The 25,730-nt window shown below is 70.3% G+C and carries 24 protein-coding genes; 4 read left to right on the top strand and 20 right to left on the bottom strand.

Translation table 11 applies throughout. The features are described from left to right. From V7E09_RS06515 to hisI, 10 genes are all read right to left on the bottom strand, one after another. On the bottom strand, nucleotides 1–797 hold a 797-nt coding region (locus V7E09_RS06515), incomplete at its 3' end, for a glutamate synthase subunit beta (protein WP_324523174.1). Beyond that, entirely contained in the window at nucleotides 790–5,313 is a 4,524-nt protein-coding gene (gene gltB / locus V7E09_RS06510) for a glutamate synthase large subunit (RefSeq protein ID WP_324510131.1), read from the bottom strand. The genes gltB and V7E09_RS06515, both read right to left, overlap by 8 nt. Nucleotides 5,314–5,484: 171 nt before the next feature. Then, a complete protein-coding gene (gene lgt, locus V7E09_RS06505) occupies nucleotides 5,485–6,444 on the bottom strand; it encodes a prolipoprotein diacylglyceryl transferase (RefSeq protein WP_324510130.1) in 960 nt (319 codons plus the stop codon). Further along, nucleotides 6,441–7,277 carry a tryptophan synthase subunit alpha gene (gene trpA / locus V7E09_RS06500; RefSeq protein ID WP_324510129.1) on the bottom strand — a complete coding sequence of 279 codons (837 nt, stop codon included), beginning with the start codon at nucleotides 7,275–7,277 and terminating at the stop codon, nucleotides 6,441–6,443. The genes lgt and trpA overlap by 4 nt, the downstream gene beginning before the upstream one ends. Continuing rightward, on the bottom strand, nucleotides 7,277–8,521 hold the full coding sequence (gene trpB / locus V7E09_RS06495) for a tryptophan synthase subunit beta (RefSeq protein WP_324510128.1): 1,245 nt from the start codon (nucleotides 8,519–8,521) through the stop codon (nucleotides 7,277–7,279). The genes trpA and trpB overlap by 1 nt, the downstream gene beginning before the upstream one ends. Before the next feature lie 4 nt (nucleotides 8,522–8,525). Next, entirely contained in the window at nucleotides 8,526–9,326 is an 801-nt protein-coding gene (trpC, locus tag V7E09_RS06490; RefSeq protein ID WP_324510127.1) for an indole-3-glycerol phosphate synthase TrpC, read from the bottom strand. A gap of 6 nt (nucleotides 9,327–9,332) precedes the next feature. After that, nucleotides 9,333–9,539, bottom strand: a complete 207-nt coding sequence (locus tag V7E09_RS06485) for an HGxxPAAW family protein (protein WP_324510126.1) — start codon at nucleotides 9,537–9,539, stop codon at nucleotides 9,333–9,335. Further along, the gene (locus V7E09_RS06480; RefSeq protein WP_324510125.1) at nucleotides 9,536–10,114 is read right to left on the bottom strand and encodes a Trp biosynthesis-associated membrane protein; all 579 of its coding nucleotides are present in this window, start codon (nucleotides 10,112–10,114) and stop codon (nucleotides 9,536–9,538) included. Before V7E09_RS06480 ends, V7E09_RS06485 begins: the two co-directional genes overlap by 4 nt. Continuing rightward, a complete protein-coding gene (locus tag V7E09_RS06475; RefSeq protein ID WP_324510124.1) occupies nucleotides 10,104–11,618 on the bottom strand; it encodes an anthranilate synthase component I in 1,515 nt (504 codons plus the stop codon). Before V7E09_RS06475 ends, V7E09_RS06480 begins: the two co-directional genes overlap by 11 nt. Then, entirely contained in the window at nucleotides 11,615–11,968 is a 354-nt protein-coding gene (hisI, locus tag V7E09_RS06470) for a phosphoribosyl-AMP cyclohydrolase (RefSeq protein WP_324510123.1), read from the bottom strand. The genes V7E09_RS06475 and hisI overlap by 4 nt, the downstream gene beginning before the upstream one ends. Nucleotides 11,969–12,061: 93 nt before the next feature. Here hisI and V7E09_RS06465 point away from each other — a divergent pair, with 93 nt between their 5' ends. The 3 genes from V7E09_RS06465 to V7E09_RS06455 are packed head-to-tail and all read left to right on the top strand — an operon-like array spanning nucleotide 12,062 to nucleotide 15,230. Then, nucleotides 12,062–12,694, top strand: a complete 633-nt coding sequence (locus V7E09_RS06465; RefSeq protein ID WP_324510122.1) for a TIGR03085 family metal-binding protein — start codon at nucleotides 12,062–12,064, stop codon at nucleotides 12,692–12,694. A gap of 44 nt (nucleotides 12,695–12,738) precedes the next feature. Further along, complete coding sequence (locus V7E09_RS06460; protein ID WP_442956850.1) at nucleotides 12,739–14,106, top strand: tetratricopeptide repeat protein; 1,368 nt, start codon at nucleotides 12,739–12,741, stop codon at nucleotides 14,104–14,106. After that, nucleotides 14,103–15,230, top strand: a complete 1,128-nt coding sequence (locus V7E09_RS06455) for a tetratricopeptide repeat protein (RefSeq protein WP_324510120.1) — start codon at nucleotides 14,103–14,105, stop codon at nucleotides 15,228–15,230. Before V7E09_RS06460 ends, V7E09_RS06455 begins: the two co-directional genes overlap by 4 nt. A gap of 43 nt (nucleotides 15,231–15,273) precedes the next feature. Here V7E09_RS06455 and V7E09_RS06450 read toward each other — a convergent pair whose 3' ends face one another. The 5 genes from V7E09_RS06450 to gatC are packed head-to-tail and all read right to left on the bottom strand — an operon-like array spanning nucleotide 15,274 to nucleotide 20,116. Continuing rightward, nucleotides 15,274–16,347: a PfkB family carbohydrate kinase gene (locus V7E09_RS06450; protein ID WP_324510119.1), complete on the bottom strand. Its 1,074-nt coding sequence runs from the start codon at nucleotides 16,345–16,347 to the stop codon at nucleotides 15,274–15,276. 40 nt (nucleotides 16,348–16,387) lie between these two features. Further along, nucleotides 16,388–16,777 carry a VanZ family protein gene (locus V7E09_RS06445; RefSeq protein WP_324510118.1) on the bottom strand — a complete coding sequence of 130 codons (390 nt, stop codon included), beginning with the start codon at nucleotides 16,775–16,777 and terminating at the stop codon, nucleotides 16,388–16,390. A gap of 1 nt (nucleotide 16,778) precedes the next feature. Beyond that, nucleotides 16,779–18,266, bottom strand: coding sequence for an Asp-tRNA(Asn)/Glu-tRNA(Gln) amidotransferase subunit GatB (gatB, locus tag V7E09_RS06440; RefSeq protein ID WP_324510117.1), 1,488 nt, complete (start codon nucleotides 18,264–18,266; stop codon nucleotides 16,779–16,781). 3 nt (nucleotides 18,267–18,269) lie between these two features. After that, nucleotides 18,270–19,787, bottom strand: a complete 1,518-nt coding sequence (gene gatA / locus V7E09_RS06435) for an Asp-tRNA(Asn)/Glu-tRNA(Gln) amidotransferase subunit GatA (RefSeq protein ID WP_324510116.1) — start codon at nucleotides 19,785–19,787, stop codon at nucleotides 18,270–18,272. Then, entirely contained in the window at nucleotides 19,784–20,116 is a 333-nt protein-coding gene (gatC, locus tag V7E09_RS06430) for an Asp-tRNA(Asn)/Glu-tRNA(Gln) amidotransferase subunit GatC (protein WP_324510115.1), read from the bottom strand. The genes gatA and gatC overlap by 4 nt, the downstream gene beginning before the upstream one ends. A gap of 132 nt (nucleotides 20,117–20,248) precedes the next feature. On the opposite strand from gatC, the gene V7E09_RS06425 reads away from it, so the two are divergent. Next, nucleotides 20,249–20,896 carry an ACT domain-containing protein gene (locus V7E09_RS06425; protein ID WP_324510114.1) on the top strand — a complete coding sequence of 216 codons (648 nt, stop codon included), beginning with the start codon at nucleotides 20,249–20,251 and terminating at the stop codon, nucleotides 20,894–20,896. Nucleotides 20,897–20,925: 29 nt separating this feature from the next. Here V7E09_RS06425 and V7E09_RS06420 read toward each other — a convergent pair whose 3' ends face one another. The 5 genes from V7E09_RS06420 to V7E09_RS06400 form a co-directional block, all read right to left on the bottom strand. Then, entirely contained in the window at nucleotides 20,926–21,132 is a 207-nt protein-coding gene (locus tag V7E09_RS06420; protein WP_324510113.1) for a hypothetical protein, read from the bottom strand. Between the two features lie 10 nt (nucleotides 21,133–21,142). Further along, complete coding sequence (ligA, locus tag V7E09_RS06415) at nucleotides 21,143–23,218, bottom strand: NAD-dependent DNA ligase LigA (protein WP_324510112.1); 2,076 nt, start codon at nucleotides 23,216–23,218, stop codon at nucleotides 21,143–21,145. 34 nt (nucleotides 23,219–23,252) lie between these two features. Continuing rightward, nucleotides 23,253–24,224, bottom strand: a complete 972-nt coding sequence (locus V7E09_RS06410; protein WP_324523173.1) for a hypothetical protein — start codon at nucleotides 24,222–24,224, stop codon at nucleotides 23,253–23,255. Then, the gene (gene mnmA, locus V7E09_RS06405) at nucleotides 24,221–25,294 is read right to left on the bottom strand and encodes a tRNA 2-thiouridine(34) synthase MnmA (RefSeq protein ID WP_324510110.1); all 1,074 of its coding nucleotides are present in this window, start codon (nucleotides 25,292–25,294) and stop codon (nucleotides 24,221–24,223) included. Before mnmA ends, V7E09_RS06410 begins: the two co-directional genes overlap by 4 nt. A 59-nt stretch (nucleotides 25,295–25,353) precedes the next feature. Next, nucleotides 25,354–25,730: aminotransferase class V-fold PLP-dependent enzyme (locus V7E09_RS06400; protein ID WP_324523172.1), on the bottom strand; the 377-nt coding region annotated here is incomplete at its 5' end.

Below are 25,730 nucleotides of genomic sequence, written 5' to 3'. Positions count from 1 at the left end.
GGCAGGAACTCCATCGCCTGATGGATGCCGGCCAGTTCGCGCCCGGGAACCGGGAGGTCACGGGGCACGGTCGAGCCGATGGCCAGCACGACCGCATCGAAGCGGTCGCGCAGTTCGGCGCCGGTGATGTCGACGCCGATGGTGGTGCGCGGCTTGAACACCGTCCCTTCCTGGCGCATCTGCTTGAGGCGCCGGTTCAGGACCTTCTTCTCCATCTTGAACTCGGGGATGCCGAACCGCAGCAGCCCGCCGATGTCGTCCGCCCGCTCGTACACCACGACCGTGTGCCCGGCGCGGGTGAGCTGCTGGGCAGCCGCCAGCCCGGAGGGACCCGACCCGACGACGGCAACCGTCTTGTTGGTGTGCCATTCCGGCACGACCGGAACGACCCGGCGGTCGTCCCAGGCCTTGTCGGCGATCGCCACCTCGACGTTCTTGATCGTGACCGGCTCGCGGTTGATGCCCACCACGCACGCCGTCTCACACGGGGCCGGGCAGAGCCGGCCCGTGAACTCGGGGAAGTTGTTGGTGGCGTGCAGGCGGTCGGTGGCCGAACGCCACAGATCGCGGTAGATGAGGTCGTTCCACTCGGGGATCAGGTTCCCCAGCGGGCAGCCCTGATGACAGAACGGGATGCCGCAGTCCATGCAGCGGGAGGCCTGTTGCCGAATGATCGGCAGCACCGCACGCCCGGGCGAACCGGGGTACACCTCGTCCCAGTCGGCGGCCCGGTCGGCGACGGGTCGCCGACCGGCGACCTCACGGGGGACCTTGATGAAGCCCTTCGGATCAGCCATGAGCGGCCTCCATCATCTTCTGAGTCGTGTCGTGTTCGTCGAGCCCGTCGATCGCAGCCTGATCGCGGGCGGCGATGACGCGCGCGTAGTCACGCGGCAGCACCTTGGTGAACCGGTCCCGCCAGGCCTGCTGACCCGCGTCCAACAGGCCCTGCGCGATGGTCGATCCGGTCGACTCGACGTGCTTGCGCAGCAGCGTCGCGATCCGGTCGATGTCGGAATCGGTGAGTTCTGCCGCATCGACCAGTTCGGTGTTGAGGCGATTGCGGTCCACGTCGAGGATCCACGCCAACCCACCCGACATGCCGGCGGCGACGTTGCGTCCGGTCGGCCCCAGGATGAGGGCCTCCCCGCCCGTCATGTACTCCAGCGCGTGGTCACCCACCCCCTCGACGACCGCCGACGCCCCCGAGTTGCGCACACAGAACCGCTCCCCCACCTGTCCGCGGATGAACAGTTCCCCGGAGGTGGCCCCGTAGCCGATCACGTTGCCGGCGATGATCTGTTCGGCCGGAACGAACCGGGACGCCTCGTCGGGACGCACGATCAGGCGTCCGCCCGACAGCCCCTTGCCGAAGTAGTCGTTGGTGTCGCCGATGAGCCGCAGGGTGACCCCACGGGGCAGGAACGCGCCGAAGCTCTGGCCACCGGTGCCCACCAGGGTCACGTCGATCGTGTCCTCGGGAAGCCCCTCGCCGACGGTGGCCTTGGTGACCGCGTTGCCGAGCATGGTGCCGACGGTGCGGTCCACGTTCGAGACGGTGCCGGTGATCCGCACCGGGGTGCCGTCGGCCAGCGCGGGCGCGGCCTGCGCGATCAGGCTGTTGTCCAGCTTGGCTCCCAGGCCGTGGTCCTGCGTCGTGACGCAGTGCAGCGGGCCGTCGGTGGTCACCCGGTGCAGGATCGGGCTGAGGTCGAGGCCCTCGGCCTTCCAGTGGTCGACGGCCTTCTTGGTGGTGAGCACCTCGACATGGCCGACGGCCTCCTCAATGCTGCGGAAGCCGAGCTGAGCCAGGTGCTCGCGCACCTCCTGGGCGATGAACTCGAAGAAGTTGACCACGTAGTCGGCGTGGCCGGAATACTTCTCCCGCAGTTCCGGGTTCTGCGTCGCGACGCCCACCGGGCAGGTGTCCAGGTGACACACCCGCATCATGATGCAGCCGCTGACCACCAGCGGTGCGGTGGCGAAGCCGAACTCCTCCGCGCCGAGCAAGGCACCGATCACGACGTCGCGGCCGGTCTTGAGCTGTCCGTCCACCTGCACGACGATCCGGCCACGCAGACCGTTGAGCAGCAGAGTCTGCTGGGTCTCGGCCAGGCCGAGTTCCCACGGGCCGCCCGCATGCTTGAGCGAGGTGAGCGGCGCGGCGCCCGTGCCACCGTCGTGACCCGAGATGAGCACCACGTCGGCCTTGGCCTTGCTGACGCCGGTCGCCACGGTGCCGACGCCGACTTCGGAGACCAGCTTCACGTGGATGCGGGCCACGGGGTTGGCGCACTTCAGGTCGTGGATGAGTTGCTTGAGGTCCTCGATCGAGTAGATGTCGTGGTGCGGCGGCGGGCTGATCAGGCCGACGCCGGGCGTCGAGTGCCGGGTGCGGGCGACCCACGGATACACCTTCTGGCCGGGCAGCTGACCGCCCTCGCCGGGCTTGGCGCCCTGGGCCATCTTGATCTGGATGTCGTCGGCATTGGTGAGGTAGTCACTCGTGACGCCGAACCGGCCCGAGGCGACCTGCTTGATCGCGGAGCGCCGCACCGGGTCGTGGAGCCGCTCGGGATCCTCGCCGCCCTCGCCGGTGTTCGACTTGCCGCCGAGGCGGTTCATCGCGACGGCGAGCGTCTCGTGAGCCTCGCGGCTGATGGAGCCGTAGCTCATCGCGCCGGTGGAGAACCGGGTGACGATCGAGCTGATCGGCTCGACCTCCTCGATCGGCACGGGAGTACGCGACTCCAGGTCGAACTCGAGCAGGCCGCGCACCGTCATCAGGCGACGCGACTGGTCGTTCACCCGGGCCGTGTACTGCTGGAAGATGTCGAACCGCTTCTGCCGGGTGGAGTGCTGCAACCGGAAGACCGTCTCCGGGTCGAACAGGTGCGGCGGACCTTCGCGGCGCCACTTGTACTCGCCGCCCACGCCGAGGGTGCGGTGCGCTTGGGTGCGCCGGTCGATCGGGTAGCCGATGTCGTGCCGGGCCTGGATCTCGCGGGCGATCTCGCCCAGCCCGATGCCCTCGACCCGGCTCGGCGTCCCGGTGAAGTACTTCTCCACCAGCGCCGAGGAGAGTCCGAGCGCCTCGTAGATCTGGGCGCCCGCATAGGAGGCGATGGTGGAGACGCCCATCTTGGACATCACCTTGAGCACTCCCTTGCCCAGCGCCTTACGGACGTTCTTGACGGCCTTCTCGGGATCGACGGTGACGAACAGCTCCCGCCGCGCCAGGTCCTCGGCCGATTCGAACACCAGGTACGGGTTGACCGCGGCGGCGCCGTAGCCGATCAGAAGCGCGACGTGGTGGACTTCCCGGACATCGCCCGCCTCGACGATCAGCCCCACCTGGGTGCGGGTCTTGTCGCGCACCAGGTGGTGATGAACCGCCGCGGTGAGCAGCAGGGACGGGATCGGCGCCATGTCGATGTTGCTGTGCCGGTCCGACAGGATGATCGTGCGGCAGCCGCGGTCGATCGCCGCGCTGACCTCCGCGCAGATCTCCTCCAGCCGACGCTCCAGTTCCTCCGGCCCGCCCAGCAAACGGTAGACGCCACGGACGACATAGGCGTCGTACCGGGGCTGGCTGCCGTCGCGGTTGATCCGGACCAGCTTGGCCAGTTCGTCGGAGTCGAGGACGGGGTAACCGATGACGATCTGGTGGCAGGATTCGGGCCCCGCCGAGAGCAGGTTCGCCTCAGGCCCGAAGGAAGCGCGCAGCGAGGTGACCAGTTCTTCGCGGATGGCGTCCAGCGGCGGGTTGGTGACCTGAGCGAACAACTGGATGAAGTAGTCGAACAGCAACCGCGGCCGATCCGACAGCACGGCGAGCGGCGTGTCGGAGCCCATCGAGCCGATCGGCTCCGCGCCCGTCTGGGCCATGGGGGCGACGATCATCTTCAGTTCCTCATGGGTGAAACCGAAGACCTGCTGGCGCCGCGTCACGGACGCGTGGCTGTGGACGACGTGCTGCCGCTCGGGCAGGTCGCTGAGCTCGAGACGCTCGGCGATCCAGTCGCCGTACGGTTCGGCGGACGCCAACGTGGACTTGATCTCGTCATCGTTGATCAGCCGGTGCTCGGCCAGGTCGACCAGGAGCATCCGGCCCGGCTGCAGCCGACCCTTCTGGACGATCCGCTCCGGTTCGATCGGCAGGACGCCCGCCTCGGAGGCGAACACGACCAGGCCGTCGTCGGTCACCCAGTAGCGCCCCGGACGCAGGCCGTTGCGGTCCAGGGTCGCGCCGATCTGGGTGCCGTCGGTGAAGCAGACAGCGGCGGGGCCGTCCCACGGCTCCATCACCGAGGAGTGGAAGCTGTAGAAGTCGCGTCGCGCCGCATCCATCTCGGCGTTGTTCTCCCACGCCTCGGGGATCATCATCAGCACGGCGTGGGGCAGGGAGCGGCCACCCAGGTGCAGCAGTTCCAGCACCTCGTCGAAGGACGCCGAGTCGGAACCCTCCGGGTTGCAGATCGGGAACAGCCGGTCGAGATTGCCCGGGATCAGGTCGGTGGAGAGCAGCGCCTCACGGGCCCGCATCCAGTTGCGGTTGCCCTTGACCGTGTTGATCTCGCCGTTGTGGGCGAGCAGCCGGTAGGGATGAGCACGCTCCCAGGAGGGGAAGGTGTTGGTCGAGAACCGCGAGTGCACCAGCACCAGCGCTGAGGCGGTCCGCTCGTCGCTGAGGTCGTCGAAGACCTCGCCGAGCTGCTGGGTGGTGAGCATGCCCTTGTAGACGACGGTGCGCGCCGACAACGAGGCGAAGTAGACGCCGGCCTCGTGCTCGGCCCGCTTACGCAGCGGGTAGACCGCCCGGTCGAGGTCGATCCCGCTCGTGCCGCGGCGTCCGGTGACGAAGAGCTGCTCGAAGTACGGCATGACGGCCCGCGAAATCGGGCTGAGCGTGTCGTCGTGGGTCGGGACCGCGCGCCATCCGATGACCCGCAGGCCCTCTTCGATGGCCAGGTATTCGATCTGCCGCTTGGCCGCCGCTCGTGCGACGCGCTCCTGGGGCAGGAAGGCGATCCCGGCGGCGTACTCGCCCTCGGGGGGCAGGTAGAAGTCGACGGTGTCACGGAAGAGGGCGTCGGGGACCTGCAGGAGCATGCCTGCACCGTCGCCGGCCCGCTCGTCTGCACCCGTCGCGCCGCGATGGTCGAGGTTCTCCAGGGCCAGCAGGCCCTGCGCGACGATCTCGTGGGTGGGCGTGCCGCTCAGGTGGGCGACGAACGCCACGCCACAGGCGTCGTGCTCGAAGTCGTGCCGGTACAGCCCCTCATCGGGGCGGTGGGGAAAAAGCTGATTCATCTGTGTCTCCGTTCCAGCGGGCTCTGTGGCAGCCGCCTGTTTGGACGACCTTCCTGGCCACACCGCATGGTGCGCAGCGCAACAATAAGGCACACGCCGTTCCCGTCCACAACCGCCACAAGAGCGCGTCCAAGATTTGGACGAAGACGTCTCAACCCGGAGGGTGACCCGTCAATTGGCGGGCCCGGCCCGCGGTTCCTCCGGCGCCTCGGACCCTGCTGTGCCGTCGGACCCCGTGGACGCCGCCTCCACGGCAGACGTCGCCGTCTCGGGATCCTCGGGGGCGTGGTCGGGACCGCCGACGCCTCGGCCCTCCACCCACGGTTCGCGCCCCGGACGCAGGCGCGTGAGCAACACGAACAGCAGCAGCCCCGCCACGGCGATGATCAGGGCGGTCACCTGGTTGGTGCGCAGCGGGCCGAAGTAGTAACTGAAGTCGGTGCGGATCCCCTCGATCCAGAACCGGCCGCTGCCGTAGACCAGCATGTACAGGCAGAACAGCCGCCCCCACCCCAGCTTGAACCGGCGGTCGATCCACAACAGCAACGCGGCACCGAGCAGATTCCAGGTCATCTCGTAGAGGAAGGTCGGCTGGAAGGTCGCAACGTCACGGTATTCGACGGGACGGTGCGCCACGTCGATCTCCAACCCGAGTGGGCCGTAGTCCGGGCCACCGAACAGCTCCTGGTTGAACCAGTTGCCGAGGCGTCCGATGCCCTGGGCCGCCAACAGCCCGGGCGCCAGCGCGTCGGCGAAGGAGGACAGCCGGGCACCGGTGATGCGGCAGGCGATGATCGCGCCGAGTGCCCCGCCCAGCAGGGACCCGAAGATCGCAATCCCGCCCTCCCAGATGAACAGGGCACTGATCGGGTTACGGCCGGGACCGAAGTAGTCCTCCCAATGCGTTGCCACATGGTAGATACGGGCCCCCACGATCCCCGAGGGGATCGCCCACAACACGATGGTCTCGAAGGTCTCCGCCCGCCCGCCGCGGGCGACCCAGCGACGCGTCCCGAGCCACCACGCGAACGCGATCCCGGTCAGCAGGCACAACGCGTAGATGTGCAGCGTGAACGGCCCCAGACTGAATTGGCTGACCGGGGGGCTGGGGATGGACGCGATCGGGTTCATGCGTGCGCCCCGACGCCCTCGGTGAGGTCGGCGACGACGCCCCGCAGCGCGGCGAAGTCGCCGGGGGTCCCGGCATCTTCGGCGTCCAGCAGGGTCTTGACCAGAGCAGACCCGACGATCACGCCGTCGGCGAACCTGCCCACCTCGCGGGCCTGCTCCCCATTGCTGACGCCCAGCCCGACGCCGATCAGGGTCTGCGGTGACAGCTCCCGGATGCGCCCGACCAGCTCGGGGGCGGCCGAACTCGTCGAGGTCCGGATGCCGGTCACGCCCATGATCGCGGTGGCGTACACCCAGCCCCGGCAGGCGGCGGTCGTGGCGAGGATCCGCTCGTCGGTGGAGCTCGGGGCGACCAGGAAGATGCGATCCAGGTCATGGGCGTCCGAGGCGACCATCCAGTCGTGGGCCTCGTCCGGGGTGAGGTCGGGCGTGATCAGGCCCGCCCCGCCCGCGTTGGCGAAGTCGCGGGCGAACGCGTCGACCCCGTAACGATCGACCAGGCTCCAGTAGGTCATGCAGACCGCAGGGGTGCCGGTCGCAGCGACCGCCTCCACCGCGGCGAAGACGTCGCGGGTCCGCACGCCACGGCGCAGGGCGGTCGTGCCGGCCCGCTGGATCACGGGACCGTCGAGCATGGGGTCGGAGTACGGCAGGCCGATCTCGACCAGGTCGACGCCGGGGGTCTCACCGTTCCCGCAGAGTGCCGCCAGCGCCCCCAGGGAGGTGGCCACGTCGGGGTAGCCGACGGGCAGGTAGCCCACGAGCGCGGCCCGGCCCTGTTCCTTGGCCGCCAGGAACGCGCGCCCGGAGTGGCCGGGGTTCGTGAACGTCATCAGAAGCCCCCCACCGTCTCGTCGGGGGTTCCGTCGAGCCCGAACCAGTCCAGTGCGGTGCTCACATCCTTGTCGCCGCGGCCCGAGAGGCACACGCAGATCAGCGGCTCCAGATCGGGCTGCTCCAGCGCCAGGCGGCGGCCGAGCCGGAGCGCACCAGCGACGCCGTGAGCGGACTCGATGGCGGGGAGGATCCCCTCGGTCTTGGTGATGAGCTCGAAGGCGTCCATGGCCTCGACGTCGGTGACCGGCTCGTAGTGCGCGCGGCCCGTGGATGCAAGCCAGGCGTGCTCGGGGCCCACCCCGGGGTAGTCCAGCCCGGCCGAGATGGAATGCGACTCGATGGTTTGGCCGTCCTCGTCTTGGAGCACGTAGGTGCGCATGCCGTGCAGGACGCCGATACCGCCACCCGTGATGGAGGCCGCGTGCCGTCCGGTGGCGATCCCGTCCCCCTCGGCCTCGAAGCCGAACAGGCCGACCGCAGGATCGTCGATGAAGTCGGCGAACATGCCCATGGCGTTCGATCCCCCGCCCACGCAGGCCGCGACCGCGTAGGGAAGCTCGCCGTACCGTTCGAGGATCTGGGCGCGGGCCTCGGTGGAGATCACACGCTGGAACTCACGCACCATCCGCGGGAACGGGGCGGGTCCGGCGACGGTGCCGATCAGGTAGTGGGTGTTCTCGACGGTGGAGACCCAGTTGCGCATGGCCTCGTTCATCGCGTCCTTCAGCGTCGCCGAGCCCGACTCGACGGCGATGACCTCTGCACCCAGGAGCTGCATGCGCGCCACGTTGAGGGCTTGCCGGTCCGTGTCGACCTTGCCCATGTAGACGCGGCACTCCAGCCCGAGCAGGGCGGCCGCCGTCGCGGTCGCGACACCGTGCTGTCCCGCCCCCGTCTCGGCGATGACGCGGGTCTTGCCCATCCGCTTGGTCAGCAACGCCTGTCCCAGCACGTTGTTGATCTTGTGCGAGCCGGTGTGGTTGAGGTCCTCACGCTTGGCGACCAGCCTGGCTCGTCCCGCGTGCCGGGAGAGTCGCGGCAAGTCGGTGACCGGGGTCGGACGCCCGGAGTACTCGCGTCGCAGCGTGTCCAGTTCCGCGATGAAGGCCGGGTCGGCCATCGCCTGATCGAACGCGGCGTCCAGTTCGGTCAGCGCCTTGTGCAGGGCCTCCGGCACGAACTGTCCTCCGAAAATGCCGTAGTGGCCCGCCTTGTCGGGCAGCCGTTCCGGTGCGCTCACGCGATCACTTCCCCTTCTGGGCGGCGGTACCCGCCGCGATGAACTGTGCGACGGCCCGGCTCGGGTCGCCGTCCTTGACCAGCGCCTCCCCGACGAGGACCGCGTCGGCCCCGGCTGCGGCGACGCGCGCCACATCGTCGACGCTCAACAGCCCGGACTCCGCCACCGTGACCTTGTCGGCGGGAATGAGCGCCGACAAGGACTCGAACTGGGCGATGTCGACGTCGAGGGTGTGCAGGTCGCGGTTGTTGACACCGATCAGGCCCGCCCCCAGGTCAACTGCTCGCCGGACCTCATCGGCGGTGTGCACCTCGACCAGGACGGTGAGTCCCAATCGGGTCGCGAGGGCGTACAGCCGGGCCAGGTCGGCGTCGCTCAGCGCGGCGACGATCAGCAGCAGCAGGTCGGCTCCCGCCGCCCGCGTCTCCCAGACCTGGTAGTCGGTCACCACGAAATCCTTGCGCAGCACGCCCACGTCGACGGCGGCGCGGACCGCAGCCAGGTCGGACAGGTCGCCACCGAAGCGGCGACGCTCCGTGAGAACGGACACGGCGGTTGCCCCGCCTGCCGCGTAGGCCTTCGCTAGCGCGGCGGGATCGGGGATGTCCGCCAGCGCACCCTTGGAGGGCGAACTGCGCTTGACCTCCGCGATCAGCGACAGCCCGGGAACCCCCAGCGCCGCGAGCAGATCGCGCGGCGCGGGCATCCCGGCCACCTGCTCCTCCAGACGCGCCAAGGCCACCCGAGCCTGACGCTCGGCGAGGTCCTCGCGCACCCCCACCACGATGTCGTCGAGGACACCCATCGTTGACTACTCCGTTCCGTAACCCATCTTGCGCAGCGTCCCGCCGACGATCGGCGCAACGATCAGCAGCGCGAACCCAACAATGACGACGGGCCAACTGATGTTCATCAGGAAGCCGACGGTCCCCACCAGGGCCCCGATGATCGCGATGACGGAGCTGGCCCAGCCTGCGGGCGACCTACCGTGATGGTACTTCTCCTCGTGCGCGGTCATGCCAGCTCTCCTTCCCGCCGCAGGGGATGCGCGTCCCCGTCGGCGTCCTTGGTCGTGGGGTCCACCCCCGCATCCATAGCTTTCCAAGCCGCGAGCGGGTCTGTCACGTCCGCCGCGCTCCGCGAACGAGCGGGCCTGCGCTGAGGCGGTCGCAGCAGCAGCCACGTCGAGGCGAGAGCGAGCAGCACTCCGGCCGCCCCGAAGAGGATCGGCCAGACGGTGGCGACCGGGTCCGTCAGCGCGCTGATCCCCAGTTGGCTGGCATCAGCGACGGCTTCGGCGACGGGGGCGGGTGAGCCGAAACCGACGACGGCCATGCCGATCCCGGCGGCCGCCATGGACACCGCCATCACCCGCAGACCGACACGGCCCAGCATCAGCGTCGCCAAGACCGCCGCCAGCGCGACCGCAGGCAGGGCAGACGCCAGCCCGCCGGTGCCCGACGTCCCGGACACCTCGACGGTGCTCAGCGTCCCGGTCAGACCGGTCGTTGTCGCCGTCCACCACCCGGCCTGGCCCGCTCCCAGCCCGGCCAGCGCAGCCACGGCCACCGCGGCCCGCGGGTCAACCCGCATCGCCCAGCCGCCGCACCTGGGCGGCCACCGCGACGGCGCGCAGGGCGGCCGCGGCCTTGTTGCGTGACTCGAGGTCCTCGGACGCGGGAACCGAGTCGGCGACGATCCCGCCGCCTGCCTGGACAAAGGCGCGCCCGCCCTTCAGCACCGCGGTGCGGATCGCGATGGCCACATCGGAGTTCCCCGCGAAGTCGAAGTAGCCGACCACCCCGCCATACAGCCCGCGGCGGGAGGTCTCCAGACGGTCGATGATCTCCATCGCCCTGACTTTGGGGGCGCCCGACAGGGTTCCCGCGGGGAAACACGACAAGGTGGCCTCGAGCGCGGTGCGTCCGGGACTCAGCGTCCCGGTCACGGTCGACTCCAGATGCATGATGTGGCTGTAGCGGCGCACCTGCATGAACTCGACCACCGTCACCGTTCCCGGGACGCACACCCGCCCCAGATCGTTGCGTCCCAGGTCGACGAGCATGAGGTGTTCGGCACGTTCCTTGGGGTCCGACCGCAGGCGGGCCTCGTTCTCGGCGTCCTGCTGCGGCGTCGCCCCCCGCGGTTGGGAGCCCGCGATGGGGTGGGTGAGCACGTGTCGGTCTGCGACCGTGACGAGCGCCTCCGGGCTGGAGCCCACGATGCTGAGCCCCTCCAGACGCAGCAGATACAGGTACGGGCTGGGGTTGCCCAGCCGCAGCACGCGATACACGTCGAGCGCGTCGGCGTCGCAGGGCGCCTCGAAGCGCTGCGAGACGACGATCTGGAAGGCCTCGCCGGACTTGATGTCCTCGACGGCCTCCCGCACCGCGGCAGCGAATTCGGCCTCGCTGCGCTGCCGGGTAAAGGGCACCGTGTCGGGCTCGACCGGTGGCAAGGCCAGCAGCGACTCGGCCGGCTCGGACAGCCGTGCCACCATGGCCTCCACGCGGGCGACGGCGTCCGCGTGGGCGGCCTCGAGCCGCTCTGGGCTGTCGTCGAAGTTGATCGCGTTCGCGATGAGCCACACCTGCCGGGTGTGATGGTCGAGCACCGCCAGATCGGAGGCCAGCATCATGACCAGTTCGGGGATCCCCAGATCGTCGGGGTTGGCGTCGGGCAGCTTCTCCAGGCGACGCACGATGTCGTACCCGAGATAGCCCACCATGCCCGAGCTCAGCGGCGGCAGCGCTGGGTCGAGGGGGGTGTGCAGCCGTTCCAGCGTCGCAGCCAGCGCCGCCAGGGGGTCGCCACCGTCGGGGAGCCCGGCGAGCGGGCGGCCTGCCCAGCGGGCCTGCCCGCCCTCTTCGTAGAGCACGGCAGCGGAATTGACCCCGACGATCGAGTACCGGGAGAACACCCCAGCCTCGGCGGACTCCAGCAAGAACGTGTTCTCGCGTTCCCCGCACAACCGGTGATAGAGCCCGATGGGGGTCAGGTCGTCGGCCAGCAGCCGCGTCCAGACGCTGATCACGCGGCGTCCGTCGGCGGCAGCCTCGGCGAACCCCGCCAGGTCGGGGGTGATCGGGACGCTCACGCGTCCTCCCCGAGCAACTCGCGGGCGTCGAAACAGGTGCGATCCCCCGTGTGGCAGGCCCCGCCGACTTGGTCCACGCGCAACAGCACCGTGTCGCCGTCACAGTCGAGCTGGACGCGACGCACATGCTGGGTGTGTCCGCTGGTGGCGCCCTTGACCCACAGCTCCGAGCGCGACCGCGACCAGTAGGTCGCCTCACGGGTATCGAGAGTCTGGGCGAGCGCCTCGTCGTTCATCCACGCCTGCATCAGCACCTCGCCCGTGGTGGCGTCCTGCACGACGGCAGCCACCAGGCCAGCCTCGTTGCGCTTGAGGGCACCGGCAATGACCGGATCGAGCGTGTGGGACATGCCCCCCATTGTTCCACGCTGCCGCGCCGCGCTGGCGGGCGGTCCGCCGAACCCGCCGTGGCCGCATCGACGGTTCCCGACTAGGCTTCGGGCATGGGATTCGCGAAGCTGGAACGGACGGCCATGTGCGACGCGCTCGACGCCGTCGCCCCGGATGCGCCGACGCTGTGTGCCGGCTGGAACGCCCACGATCTGGCCGCCCACGTGTGGCTGCGCGAGAACGACCCGCTGGCGACGCCGGGCATGTTCCTCCCGGCCCTGGGCGGCCTGACACGCGCCCGTACCGACCGGGTGCTGCGCCGGTGGGGCTACGGCGAGCTCGTCGAGCACATTCGCCGGGGGCCGCTGCCGCCGTCGGCGTTCGCGTTGCCCGGTGTCGATGAGCTTGCCAACACCGGCGAGTACTTCATCCACGGCGAGGACGTCCGGCGCGCCAACGGCCAGGGTCCCCGGGAGACGACATCCGCCTTCGAGAACCACGTGGCCCGCAGCCTGGTCTCGATGGCGAAGATGCTGCTGCGCGACGCCCCCAGCGGCATCGTCCTGGAACGCACCGATACGGATGAGCGGCTCCGCGTCCTGCCTGGCGCGACCACGATCACCCTGGTGGGCCGCCCCTCCGAGCTGCTGCTGTTCGCCTTCGGCCGGATGTCGGTCGCCGAAGTGGAGGCGATCGGGGACGCAACCGCTGTCGCCGAGCTGTACGGTCGGCATCACGGGTTGTGAGCCCGCCGCCACCCCCCTAATCCGCCGTGTTGAGGATGAATGCCGTGCCGAACCCCCTGATCGAGTCCCTGCTCCGCGCGATCGACGCGTCACCCGAGGACCTCCCCCTGCGCCTCCACGTTGCCGAGTTGCTGCTCGCCCAGGGGCACAGCGGCGAGGCGATCGCCCAGATCGCGGCCGTGCTGCAGCGCGACCCGGGAGCCGAGGACGCGCTGGCGGCCATGGCCCGCGCCCTTGGCGCCACCACGGCGGTCGCACCCTCCGCCTCTGTCGCTCAGGGTGACCCCCTCGAACCAGCGAACACCGTCGAACCCACGCACCCCGTCGGCCCAACGGAGACCATCATCCCAGCGGGATCCGTCGACCCTGCCGAACCCGCACAATCCCAGGCACCGGTCCCCAGCAGCACCGCCGACGATGACGAATGGGATCGGGCCGCTCACCAACTCAGTGACGCCGTGGCATCGGGCGACGAGGTCGGAGGCGTCGCCGAACCCTTGCCTCACGGCGGCGATGAGCCCGCCGACCAAGACGTGTGGAATGTCGAGGACCCCGACGTCACGCTGGCGGACGTGGGCGGTCTGCAGGAGGTGAAGGATCGCCTGGAGGTGTCGTTCCTGGCCCCGATGCGCAACCCGGAGCTCCGCGCCATGTACGGCAAGAGCCTCCGCGGTGGCCTGCTCCTCTACGGCCCGCCTGGCTGCGGCAAGACGTTCATCGCCCGGGCGGTCGCCGGGGAGATGGGCGCGCGCTTCATCAACGTGACGCTCACCGACGTCCTGGACATGTACGTGGGCAACTCCGAGGCGAACCTGCACGGGATCTTCGAGGCCGCGCGAGCCCGGACTCCTTGTGTCGTCTTCCTCGACGAGATCGACGCCATCGGGCAAAAGCGCAGCCAGACCCGGCACTCGGCGACCCGAGGCGTCGTCAACCAGCTCCTGTCCGAGCTCGACGGCATCGGCAGCGACAACGAAGGGGTCTACGTTCTCGGAGCGACCAACACCCCGTGGGATATCGACCCGGCCCTGCGGCGTCCCGGGCGCCTGGACCGCACCGTGTTGGTGCTGCCGCCCGACGAGCCGGCCCGCCGCGCGATCCTGGAGCATGCGCTGGGCGAGCGCCCCACCGAACGGCTGGACCTGGTGGCAGTGGCGCGCCAGACCGAGGGTTTCACCGGAGCCGACCTGGCCCACCTCGCCGAGAGCGCCGCGGAGAAGGCGATGATGGACAGCATCCGCACCGGCCGGGCCCGCCCGATCACCATGCGGGACCTGCAGTCGGCCCGCCGCGAGGTCCGGCCCTCGGCGGGTCCGTGGTTCGACACCGCGCGCAACGTCGTGGAGTACTCCGATCGCACCGGCGAGTACGACGCCCTGCGTTCCTACATGCAGCGCCACAAGCTGCTGTGAACCAGGATCAGGCCACCGCGCAGTTGCGCCGGGCCGCCGAGTTGATTGACCTGAACCGCCCAGAGCAGGCCCTCGAAGTACTGGGGGCGCTCCTCACCACCGCCCCACCGCTGGCCGCGCGGATCTACGCGTTGATGACGAGCGCACATCTCCAACTCGGTCATGTGGCCGAGGCTGTGCGGACGGCGCAGGAGGCCGTCCGGGCCGACCCCAGCCTGCCGGTCGCCCAACTGATGCTCGCCAACGCGTTCCAGTACTCCTCGCGGTCACGCCAGGCTGTGGCGGCCGCCCGCAACGCCATCGCGCTGGACCCCACCCTGGTGGATGCCTATCACACCGGCGCCCAAGCCCTGTCGGACCTGCGCAAGCACGCCGAGGCGGAGCGCTGGGCCCAGACTGCCGTCGAGCTGGATCCGTCGAACCCTGACGGCCACTTCGCCATGGGGTATGTGCTGCACGAACGCCGCCCCGCTGTGGCCATCGCCGCCTATCGTGCGGCGCTCGAACGCAATCCCGCACACATGATGGCCTTGCAGAACCTGGCGACGCTCACGGTCAAGTCGGGTGACCGCGACGCCGGCGCCAAGATGATGGCCGATGTGCTCGCCGGGACCCGCGGCGCTAAGTTCACCGTGGGGGTGCTCGACGTGATGATCACCCAGATCACGTTGCGGCTGCATCGGGTGAGCCTGCTGCTGTTCTTCGTGATCAACATGCTGCTCGCCGCGGCGTGGGGAGCGACCGCCCCCAATCCCTGGCCGGCCACCGTGGCGGCCGGATGCTGCCTCGGCCTGGCGGTCCTGTTGCTGTGGTGGCTGAGTGCGCGCGGGTTGCGTGGGCTACGCGATGCCCTGCCCCGGCAGGGAGCGGGATTCCTCCGCGGCTACCCCCGGCGCAACCCGGTCGCCACGGCCTGGCTCGGGCTCGTCGCCGCCGGGTGGCTGCTGGTGACCGTGGGCTTCCTGGCCGCGATCGTGGGTGCGGCGGCCGGGATCCCCGAAGCCCCGACCTTCGTGTTGGTCGGCGGGTCTGTGGCGATCGGGCTGCAGCTCATTGGCGCCGTCCTGAGCTGGGTCCACGCGTTCCTCGTGCGACGGCGGTTGCGCTCCACGCGTCACATGTGACGACGCCGCCCCCCGCGAGTGGGAGGCGGCGTCGGGACCAGGATCAACGCTGCACGCGCGCGTTGCCCTTCCACATGTCCCAGACCTGCTTCTCGTCGGCGGGCATGCCGTAGTCGAACAGGGAGGTCGCGGCCAGCGCGCCCGTCGCCCAGCCGAACTGAGCGCACTGCTCCACCCCCCAGCCCTGCAGGATGCCGTACAGCACCCCGCCGACAGACCCGTCGCCGCCGCCGATGCGGTCGATGACGTCGATGGGACGCAGGGGGGCCAGGTAGAACTCACCGTCGTTCCACAGCAGGATGCCCCACTGGTGGCGGTTGGCGCTCTCGACCTCACGCAGCGAGGTGCCGATCCAGTGAGCGTTCGGGTAGGCGTCCTTGATCCGGCCGATCATGGCCTTGAAGTCTTCGATCTTCGCATCGATGGAGTCGCCGCCGGCCTCGGGGCCCTCGATGCCCAGGCAGAGCTGGAAGTCCTCCTCGTTGCCGTAGAGGATGTCGCAGTTCTCGGCGATCTCATGGAACGCGGCGGACAGTTCCTCCTCGCGGCCCTTCCAGAACGTGGCGCGGTAGTTCAGATCCATCGCCACCGCCGTGCCGTGCGCCTTCGCCGCCTTGGCCAGCGCCACGCAGAACGCCGACGTGGAGGGGCTCAGCGCGGCGATCAGGCCGGACAGGTGAAGGATCTTGACGCCCTCGTCGCCGAAGAGACGATCGAGGTCGAACTGGTCCAGCGCCAGGTCGCGGCCGACTTCGCCCGCCCGGTCGTTCCACACGCGCGGGGCGCGTCCGCCGAAGCCGGAGTCGGCGATGTTGAACTGGTGGCGGTACCCCCAGGCGTCCCCCTGGGGGAACTCCTTACCCTCATAGGCCAGATTGCGCTTGCGCAGATCCGCCTTGATCAGGGCGGAGATCGGAGAGCCTTCGACGAAGGCGGTCAGCACCTTCGCGGGTTCGCCGAGGTAGGACACGACGGTCGCCACATTCGTCTCGGCACTGGTGGCCTGCAGGAAGAACCGGTCGCTGGTGTGCACGGGAGCCCGGTTCTCCGGGGTGATCCGCACCCCCATCGAGGTGGGCACGACCAGGGACCACTGAGCATCTTCGCGGAGTTCCATCAACGACCTTTCGACGGTTGCAGGCAACGGTGTTGCCAGCTTAGGCCTCGGGGCCCGTTCCCGCCTTGGTGTTGCCGTCGCTGTCCTCGCCGGTTGCCGTGCGCCACGTCCACCAGCCCACAGCGATGCCGAGCGCGTCGGCGGCGGCATCCCAGACGTCACCCGAACGGCCGGGCAGGAACAGGCCCTGCACGACCTCGCTGACCACGAGCTGGATCGCCATCAGCACCATCACCAGGCGCAGATCCAGGACCCGCAACAGGGCCCACGTCGCCAGGGCGAAGACGATGACGTGGCCGATCTTGTCGGCGAACGGCACCCAGGAGGTGCCCAGATCGGGCAGGCTCGGCGCGTAGAGGGCCCAGAGCTGCAGGCCCACCGTCACGACGACGAGCACCCAGTCGGCCAGCCGCGGCTGTTGCACCCGCATGTCAGGCCAGACGCTGCAGGATCAGTTCCCGGACGCGGGCCGCGTCCGCCTGCCCGCGCATCGCCTTCATCACCGCGCCGATCAGAGCCCCGGCCGCCTGCACCTTCCCGTCCCGGATCTTGTCGGCGACCTCCGGCTGGGCGGCGATGACGGCGTCGACGGCCTGGCCGAGCGCCGCGTCATCGGAGACCACGGCGAGCCCGCGTGCGGCCACGACGGCGTCCGGGCCCCCCTCCCCGGCGAGCACCCCCTCCAACGCGGAGCGGGCGAGCTTATCGCTCAGCGTCCCGGCTTCGACGAGTTCCTGGACGCGGGCCACCTGCGCGGGGGTGATCGGCAGGCCGGCGAGGTCACTGCCGGACTCGTTGGCCCGCCGCGCCAGCTCGCCGAGCCACCACTTGCGCGCCGAGGACGCCGACGCGCCCGCGGCCACCGTGGCGTCGATCAGATCCAGGGATCCGGCGGTGCCCACGACGTCGCGCATCTCCAGGTCGGTGAACCCCCAGTCGGCCTGCAATCGGGTCCGCCGTTGGGCGGGAGGCTCCGGGAGCGTGGCGCGCAACTCCTCGACCCACGCCGCGCTGGGGGCGACCGGGACCAGGTCCGGCTCGGGGAAGTAGCGGTAATCCTCGGCCTGCTCCTTGGAACGGCCGGGGCTCGTCCAGCCCTGCTCGTTCCAGTGCCGGGTCTCTTGGGTCACCGCACCCCCAGCGCTGAGCAACGCGCCCTGCCGCCGGATCTCGTACCGCAGCGCGTCCTCCACGGCCCGCAGCGAGTTCACGTTCTTGGTCTCGGTGCGCTTGCCGAGTTCCGTGGCGCCCGAGGGTGCCAGCGAGATGTTGACGTCGCAGCGCAGGTTCCCGGACTCCATGCGAGCATCGGAAACACCCAGCGCCAGCATGAGGTCACGCAGGTGAGCCAGATAGGCCCGCCCCACCTCCGGGGTGTGCGCCCCCAGGCCGCCGATCGGCTTGGTGACGATCTCCATCAGCGGCGTCCCGGCGCGGTTGTAGTCCACGAGGCTGTAGTCGGCGTCCTGGATGCGGCCGCTGGCACCCGCATGGGTGAGCTTGCCTGCATCCTCCTCCATGTGGACGCGTTCGATCTCGATCCCGTAGGTCGTCCCGTCGACCACCAGGTCGACGTGCCCGTCGAAGCAGATCGGCTCGTCGTACTGGGAGGTCTGGAAGTCCTTGGTCATGTCGGGGTAGAAGTAGTTCTTGCGCGCGAACCGGCTCCAGGGGGCGATCGAGCAGCCCAGCGCCAGCCCGATCCGGATCGCCGACTCCACCGCGCGGCCGTTCACGACCGGCAGCGATCCGGGCAGGCCCAGGCAGACCGGGCACACCTTCGTGTTGGGCTCGCCACCTGGGGAGTTGTCGCAGCCGCAGAACATCTTCGTCGCCGTGTTCAGCTCGACGTGCACCTCCAAACCAAGCGTCGGGTCGAAGGATGCGAGCACCTCGTCGTAGTCCATCAGCTCTGCCATCGCTCAGGCCTCCTGCGTCTGCGGCACCCAGCGTGCCGCGATCCGATCGGTGAGGACGCCGCCGTCGCGCGCGGCCAGTGCGCGCTCGAGCGCCGCACCGACCCGGTAGACCCGATCGTCGGCCAGGGGCGGCGCCATCACCTGGAAGCCGACCGGGAGGCCGTCCTCGGGCGCCAGCCCCGCCGGGAAGGAACCCGACGCGTTGCCCGCCATGTTGGAGGGGATGGTGCACAGGTCCGACTTGTACATGGCCAGCGGATCGTCGATCCGCTCCCCCAGCCGGAACGCGGTCGTCGGCGTCGACGGGGAGACCAGCACGTCGACCTGGGCGAAGGCCGCGTCGAAGTCGTCGGCGATCAGACGTCGCACCTTCTGTGCCGAACCGTAGAAGGCGTCGTAATAGCCCGAGCTGAGCGCGTAGGTGCCCAGGATGATGCGGCGCTTCACCTCGGCGCCGAAGCCCGCCTCCCGGGTCGCCGCCATGACCTCCTCGGTGCCGCGCGTGCCGTCGTCGCCGACCCGCAGGCCGTAGCGCATGCCGTCGTAGCGGGCCAGATTGGAACTGACCTCGCTGGGCATGATCAGGTAGTAGGCGCCCAGGGCGTAGGTGAAGTGCGGGCAGGAAACCTCCACGATCTCCGCCCCGGCCTCGCGCAGCAGCGCGAGCGCCTCGGTGAACCGTTGCTCGACGCCCGGGGCGTAGCCTTCGCCACCCAACTCCGTGACGACGCCGATGCGCATCCCCGACACGTCGCCGGAGCGCGCCGCCTCCACCACGGGAGGGACGAGCGCGTCGATGGAGGTGGAGTCGAGCGGGTCATGCCCGGCGATCACCTCGTGCAGCAGCGCGGCATCCAGTACCGTGCGCGCACACGGCCCGGGCTGATCGAGGCTGGAGGCCATCGCGATGACCCCGTAGCGGGACGTGCCGCCATACGTGGGCTTGACGCCGACCGTGCCGGTGACCGATGCGGGCTGACGGATCGAGCCTCCGGTGTCGGTGCCGATCGCCAGCGGGGCCTCGAATGACGCCAGGGACGCCGAGGATCCCCCGCCCGACCCGCCGGGGATGCGGTCCAGATCCCACGGGTTGTGGGTGGGCCCGAACGCGGAGTTCTCGGTGGAGGACCCCATCGCGAACTCGTCGAGGTTGGTCTTGCCCAAGATCACGATGCCCGCCTCCAGCAGGCGTCGCGTCACCGTCGCACCGTACGGGGGACGCCATCCCTCCAGGATCCTGGACCCTGCCGTGGTGGGCACCCCCTCCTGGGTGAACAGGTCTTTCAAGGCGAGCGGGACGCCCGCCAGCGGACCGAGCTTCTCCCCGGCGTCGAGGCGCGCGTCCACGGCGGCCGCCTGCGCAAGGGCGCCCTCGGCGTCCACGTGCAGGAAGGCATGGACGGCGTCGTCGTTGCGGGCGATCTGGTCGAGGAACGCCTGGGCGACGGCCACCGCGGTCAGTTCGCGGGCGGCGATCTTCTCGCCCAGGTCGGCGGCGGTCAACCGCAGCACGTCGCTCATGCTTCCTCCCCGAGGATGCGCGGCACGCGGAACCGGTCGTCCTCCACGGCGGGCGCCATCGCGAGCGCCTGCTCGCGGGTCAGCCCGGGGCGGACCTGATCGTCACGGAACACATTCGTCAAGGGCAACGCGTGCGACATCGGCGCCACGTCCTCGCCAGCGACCTCGGAGACCGAAGCCACGGCGTCGAGGATGATGTCGAGTTGCGGCGCGATGGTGGCCAGCTCCTCGGCGGAAACGGTGATGCGGGCCAACCCGGCGAGCCGGGCGACCTCCTCGGTGGACAAGGCCACGAACACTCCTGACGTGTGAATCGGCGACCCGGCCATCCTAGAGCGTCTCGACCGTCGTCCCCGCGGCCGCACGACACGCGGCTGCGCGACGGCTCCGGGCGTTACGGCTGCGTGACGCGACCGAGATGCCCCCTTGGAGGATCACCCACTCTCGGGTATCAAGGGACCATGTACCTGTTGCGCGTCATCCTGCCCGACCGCCCCGGTTCCCTGGGGACGGTCGCCTCGGCGCTCGGTGACGCCCAGGCCGACATCGCCTCGGTGGAGATCATCGAGAAGGGCGGCGGCCTGGTCATCGACGATTTCATGGTGGGCCTGCCCGACGGCGGGCGCCCCGACACGCTCGTCAGCGCGTGCGCCGCGCTGCACGATGTCGAGGTGATGTGGGTGTCGTTCTACCCCGAGAACCGCAGCGTGACCGCCGACGTCGACGTGCTCGACGCCATGCTCGCCAGCCCCGACACCGCGGGAGAAGTGCTGGCCGATCTGTCCCCCGCCGCGTTCCACTGCTCGTGGGCGATGATCGTGGACACCTCCACCGGGGGCGTCCACCACCGCACGTCGCTGGCCCCCGACGAGGGGCTGGCCCGCGAGTTGCTGGGAGACGTCGCGATCGCGCACACGAGCGAGTTCCCGGCAGGTTTCTGCGACGGCTGGGGTGAGCAGGTGACGGTCGTGGCTCCGCTCCGAGACGCCTGTGTGCTGGTGGTGGGACGCTCAGGCCCCGACTTCCGGGCCTCTGAGGTGGCGCGCCTGCGGCATCTCGCGATGCTGGCGACCGACCACGTTGCGCTGACGCCTGCCCCGCACGCCTGAGCCGGGGCATGCCCGGCCGGGCGTGCAGCTCAGAAGCCGCGCAACTGCAGGTAGGCGAAGTAGCCGAATGCCGAGACGACCAAGACGGCCACGACGGCGGCCAGGATCACGAGCTTCCACTGGCGCTGCTTGCTCCGCGTCGAGGGGACCCCGACGGGGCCCCATTCACCGACGACGGGCATGACACGCGGCGACACGTCGCCGTTCAGGTCCAGATCGCTGTTGAGCCCCTCCACGCCGACCAGCCTACTCGGCCGTCACGGCGTCGCCGAGGTAGGCGGCCGCCCCCCGGGCCAGGAGGTCCGTGAACCGCTCCGCGGGCAGGATCGGCACCCCGAGGGCTTCCGCCTTGGCGTACTTCGACCCACCCGACTCACCCGCCACGAGCACCGACGTCTTGCCCGACACCGAACCTGCCGCCTTGCCTCCGTGTGCGGCGATGGCCTCCTTCGCACCGTCTCGCGTGTAGCCGGGGACCGATCCCGTCACGACGACCGTGAGTCCGGCGAGCGTGTCCGCGACGTCGGGGTGGTCGTCCTCTTCAGGACGCGCCGGATCGGCGAGCACGGCCCCGGCGGCCACCCACTTGGCGACGATGGCGCGGTGCCAGTCGACGGCAAACCACTCCACCACCGAGGCCGCCAGCGTGGGGCCGACCCCCTCCACCTGCGCCAACTCCTCCACGGTCGCGGCGCCGAGCGCCTCGACGCTGGGGAACGCGCGCGCCACGGTGGGGGCGACCCCCTTGCCGATGTGGCGGATCGACAACGCCACGAGGAACTTCGCCCACGGGCGATGCTTGGCCGCCTCCAGGTTGACCAGCAGCTTGGTGGCATTCGCCGTCAGGACCCGCTCCTTGGTCTTGGGATCGACCCGGGTGAAGAAGTCGGCCCGGGAGAGATCCTCTGGCCCCAGATCGAACAGGTCGCCCTCGTCGGTCAGCAAGCCGGACGCCAGCAGGGCGTCTGCCGCCTGCCAGCCCAGCACCTCGATGTCGAGGGCAGCACGCGAAGCCAGGTGGAACAGCCGTTCGCGCAACTGGCTGGGGCAACTGCGGGTGTTGGGGCAGCGGAGGTCCTTGTCCCCCTCGCGGACCTCCACCAGCGCCGTCCCGCAGCTGGGGCAGTGCGTCGGCATCGTCCACGCGGGCAGCCCCGCCGGGCGCAGCGCCAGCACCGGGCCGACGATCTCGGGGATCACGTCGCCCGCCTTGCGCAGCACCACCGTGTCTCCGGGGCGGACGTCTTTGCGGGCCACCTCATGGGCATTGTGCAGCGTCGCCATGGCGACGGTCGAGCCGGCCACCACGACCGGCTCCATCACACCGTACGGAGTCACCCGGCCGGTCCGGCCGGTGTTGACCTCGATGCTCACCAGCCTCGTGTTGACCTCCTCGGGCGGGTACTTGAACGCGATCGCCCACCGCGGGGCCCGCGACGTGAACCCCAACTCGGCCTGCCGGGCGAGATCGTCGACCTTGAGCACCACGCCGTCCATCTCGTGCTCCAGGTCGTGACGATGCGTCTCCTGGCGCGCGATGTAGGCCAGCGCCTCGGGCAGCCCGGGCACCACCTCGTTGTGGGGGCTGATCGGCAGCCCCCAGGCGGCCAGCGCAGCATAGGCCTGTGACTGGGTGGCCACCGGGGCCCCGCTGCTGGCGCCGATGCCGTGGCAGTAGAACCGCAGGCGTCGCGAGGCGGTGACGCGCGGATCCTTCTGCCGCAGGGAGCCCGCCGCGGAGTTCCGGGGGTTCGCGAACTGCGCCTTGCCCGCGGCGACGAGCGACTCGTTGAGCGCTGCGAACGCCGACGCCGGCATGAACACCTCCCCCCTCACCTCGAGCAGATCAGGGGCGTGGGCGGGCAGCGTCTGCGGGACGTCGGCGATCGTGAGGACGTTGGCGGTGACGTCTTCACCGAACCGGCCGTCGCCGCGGGTGGCGGCCACTGCGAGCCTCCGATCCCGGTAGACCAGGTCGAGTGCCAGCCCGTCGATCTTGACCTCGCACAGCAACGAGGAGACCTCGCCGAGACGGGAGAACCAATGCTCCACCTCGGCGGTGGAAAAGGCGTTGTCCAGGCTCATCATCGGCACCAAGTGCTCGACCTCGGCGAACGTCGCCGAGGCCGCACCGCCCACCTGCTGGCTGGGAGAGTCGGGCGTGCGGAGCTCCGGGAGCGCCTCCTCTATTGCAGTGAGCTCGGCCATCATCGCGTCGAAACCCGCGTCGGTGAGCGTCGGATTGTCCAGCACGTAGTACTGGAAACGCGCGTCATTGATGAGGGCGGCCAACTCGGCGTGGCGGGCTCGGGGATCGGTCACGGAGGAAACCTACCGCGCGCCACCGACGGTCCCGCTAGCGCGCCAGCTCGGCTTCGAGACGCTCGGCGGCCGTGCGCAACGCGGCGAACAGCGGCCCGATCTGATCGATCGGCCAGGACGCCAACCCGCAGGACGGAGTGAGCACGACGGCGGTCGCAGCGCGCGGCCCCCATTCCAGGGCTCGCAGGTCACCCAGCACCGTCGCCGTGAGGGCATCGGCGTGTGGGGCACGCAGCGTCCGTGCGTCGGCGCACCCCAGCCACAACTCCCGCCCCGACTCCAGCAGCGGCCCCAGCGTGTCGAGATCCGCCCGCGACAGCAGCCCCTCGTCGAGGGCGAGCCCGCGGAAACCCGCACCGTGCTCCCCCACGACGATGGCGGGGTCGAGCCCGGGGGCGCAGCAGTGCAGCACGTCGCCGTGCAGGCCTGCGAGCGCGCCGATGACCTCCTCCGCCTCGACGGCTGTGTAGCGGGCGTACCCGCTTTCTGTGCGGACGTCGCCCCCCAGCACGGCCGGCAGCAACGGTTCGTCGATCTGCAGGGTGGCCGTGGTCCCGGGCAGTCGACGCTCCACCTGCGCGCGCAGGTCCGTCAGCCCCGCCGCAAGGGACTGCGCGAGGTCGCGCCGCGCAGACGCATCCTTCAACACATGCCCGCCCCGGGGCGCGAGCGTGGTCGCCGCCAGCGTCCAGGGCCCGGTGGCGGTGATCCGCAGCGGCCCGGTCAGTCCTTGCGCGTTCTCCTCCAGCACGTCGAGGTCGTCGCGCAGCGTGGCCCGGGCCCGCCGCTGGTCCACGCCGGGGATCGCCGTCAGCGACCATTCCCCGGCGAGCAGCGCGGCCCCGATCCCCTCCAGCATGCCGAGCGTGCGCCCGATCATCCCCGCCCAGGGCCCGCGGGCAGGGAACTCCGGCAACCACGGCAGGCTCGCTGCCTCGAGGGCGAATCGGACGCCCCCGGCCACGTCCGTACCGGGGAGCGATCCCAGGCCGGAGGTGTGCATCATCGTGCCGCCGCGATCGTGCTGGCACCCACGACCAGGTCCCCGTCGTAGGTCACGGCGGCCTGCCCGGGCGCGATGCCGAAGGCGGGCTCGTCCAGGGTCAGGGTGACCGCGTCCTGGTGGGCCTCGATCATGGCCGGCAGCGGCGCACCATGGGCACGGACCTGCACCAGCCCGCGCCAGCGCCCCAGGCGCGGCTCCGGCACGGCCCAGGTCGGGCGGATGCCCTCGATGCGCGTGACCGCCAGCCCCTGCTGCGGGCCGACCGTGACAGTGTTGGTCACCGGAGAGATCCCGAGCACGTAGCGGGGCCGGCCATCGCGCGCAGGCACCCCCAGGTGGAGGCCGCGCCGCTGCCCCACGGTGAACTGATGGTGTCCGGTGTGGGTGCCGACGACCCGGCCGGCCGTGTCGACGATCTCCCCGGCGCGCTCGCCGAGCGCCCGTGACAGGAAACCGGCGGTGTCGCCGTCGGGAATGAAGCAGATGTCATGGCTGTCCGGCTTGTGCGCGGTGCGCAGCCCGAGCGCCTCGGCCTCGGCGCGCACATCGGACTTCACGGTCCCATACAACGGGAACAGCGAACGCCGAATCTGGGCATGGGTCAGGACCCCCAGCACATAGCTCTGATCCTTGGCGGCATCCGCGGCCCGCCACAGCCGCGCTGCAGCACCCTCCCCCTCCAGCCGGGCGTAGTGCCCGGTGGCGACGGCGTCGAAGCCCAGCGCGAGACCGCGCTCGAGCACGGCGGAGAACTTGATCTTCTCGTTGCAGCGCAGGCAGGGGTTGGGCGTCCGCCCAGCCGCGTACTCGGCGACGAAATCATCGACCACGTCGGCTGCGAACCGCTCAGACAGGTCCCACACGTAGAACGGGATGCCGAGCGTGTCGGCGACCCGGCGGGCATCGAGGGAGTCCTCCAGCGAGCAACACCCGCGCGCCCCGGACCGGTAGGCCTGCGGATTGCGGTTGAGCGCCAGGTGGACGCCGACGACCTCGTGCCCCTCGGCGACCATGCGCGCGGCCGCCACGGAGGAGTCCACACCCCCCGACATCGCCACCAAGACCCGCATCGTGCCTCCCCGCCCGTGGCCGACCCGTGCGACCGGTCACCGAGTCTAGGCGGTCCGGTTCACCGCGCTGCGGCCGCCCGCGCCCGGGCGAGCGCCTCCGGGAGTGCCGCCACCACCGCGTCCACGTCGGCGTCGGTACTCGTCCAGCCGAGGGAGAACCGCAACGACGCCGACGCGTCCGCCTCGCTGCGGCCCATCGCCAGCAGCACCTCGCTGGGCTGATGGACCCCCGCGGTGCAGGCAGACCCGGTCGAGGCGTCCACACCGGCGGCGTCCAGCAGGAGCAGCAGGTCGTCGGCGCGAGCACCCGCGAACGTGGCATTGAGGATCGCCGGGCCGACGCTGTCGCCGCCGTTGATCCGGACGTCGGGCAGCGCAGCGACGCCAGCGACCAGGCGCCCGCGCAGCGCGCCCAGGCGAGCCGACTCGCGCGTCC

It is taken from the genome of Propioniciclava sp. (assembly GCF_036744435.1).
Taxonomy (GTDB): Bacteria; Actinomycetota; Actinomycetes; order Propionibacteriales; family Propionibacteriaceae; genus Propioniciclava.
The sequence above is the reverse complement of the archived record's forward strand: the minus strand, read 5'-3'. Positions and strand labels throughout refer to the sequence as shown.

Bases quoted from the DNA above. Each gene is read 5' to 3' on its own strand.
- gltB (WP_324510131.1), bottom strand. From the start codon at position 5,313: ATGAATCAGCTTTTTCCCCACCGCCCCGATGAGGGGCTGTACCGGCAC.
- lgt (WP_324510130.1), bottom strand. From the start codon at position 6,444: ATGAACCCGATCGCGTCCATCCCCAGCCCCCCGGTCAGCCAATTCAGT.
- trpA (WP_324510129.1), bottom strand. From the start codon at position 7,277: ATGACGTTCACGAACCCCGGCCACTCCGGGCGCGCGTTCCTGGCGGCC.
- trpC (WP_324510127.1), bottom strand. From the start codon at position 9,326: ATGGGTGTCCTCGACGACATCGTGGTGGGGGTGCGCGAGGACCTCGCC.
- V7E09_RS06485 (WP_324510126.1), bottom strand. From the start codon at position 9,539: ATGACCGCGCACGAGGAGAAGTACCATCACGGTAGGTCGCCCGCAGGC.
- V7E09_RS06480 (WP_324510125.1), bottom strand. From the start codon at position 10,114: ATGCGGGTTGACCCGCGGGCCGCGGTGGCCGTGGCTGCGCTGGCCGGG.
- hisI (WP_324510123.1), bottom strand. From the start codon at position 11,968: ATGTCCCACACGCTCGATCCGGTCATTGCCGGTGCCCTCAAGCGCAAC.
- V7E09_RS06465 (WP_324510122.1), top strand. From the start codon at position 12,062: ATGGGATTCGCGAAGCTGGAACGGACGGCCATGTGCGACGCGCTCGAC.
- V7E09_RS06450 (WP_324510119.1), bottom strand. From the start codon at position 16,347: ATGGAACTCCGCGAAGATGCTCAGTGGTCCCTGGTCGTGCCCACCTCG.
- V7E09_RS06445 (WP_324510118.1), bottom strand. From the start codon at position 16,777: ATGCGGGTGCAACAGCCGCGGCTGGCCGACTGGGTGCTCGTCGTCGTG.
- gatB (WP_324510117.1), bottom strand. From the start codon at position 18,266: ATGGCAGAGCTGATGGACTACGACGAGGTGCTCGCATCCTTCGACCCG.
- gatA (WP_324510116.1), bottom strand. From the start codon at position 19,787: ATGAGCGACGTGCTGCGGTTGACCGCCGCCGACCTGGGCGAGAAGATC.
- gatC (WP_324510115.1), bottom strand. From the start codon at position 20,116: ATGGCCGGGTCGCCGATTCACACGTCAGGAGTGTTCGTGGCCTTGTCC.
- V7E09_RS06425 (WP_324510114.1), top strand. From the start codon at position 20,249: ATGTACCTGTTGCGCGTCATCCTGCCCGACCGCCCCGGTTCCCTGGGG.
- V7E09_RS06410 (WP_324523173.1), bottom strand. From the start codon at position 24,224: ATGATGCACACCTCCGGCCTGGGATCGCTCCCCGGTACGGACGTGGCC.
- mnmA (WP_324510110.1), bottom strand. From the start codon at position 25,294: ATGCGGGTCTTGGTGGCGATGTCGGGGGGTGTGGACTCCTCCGTGGCG.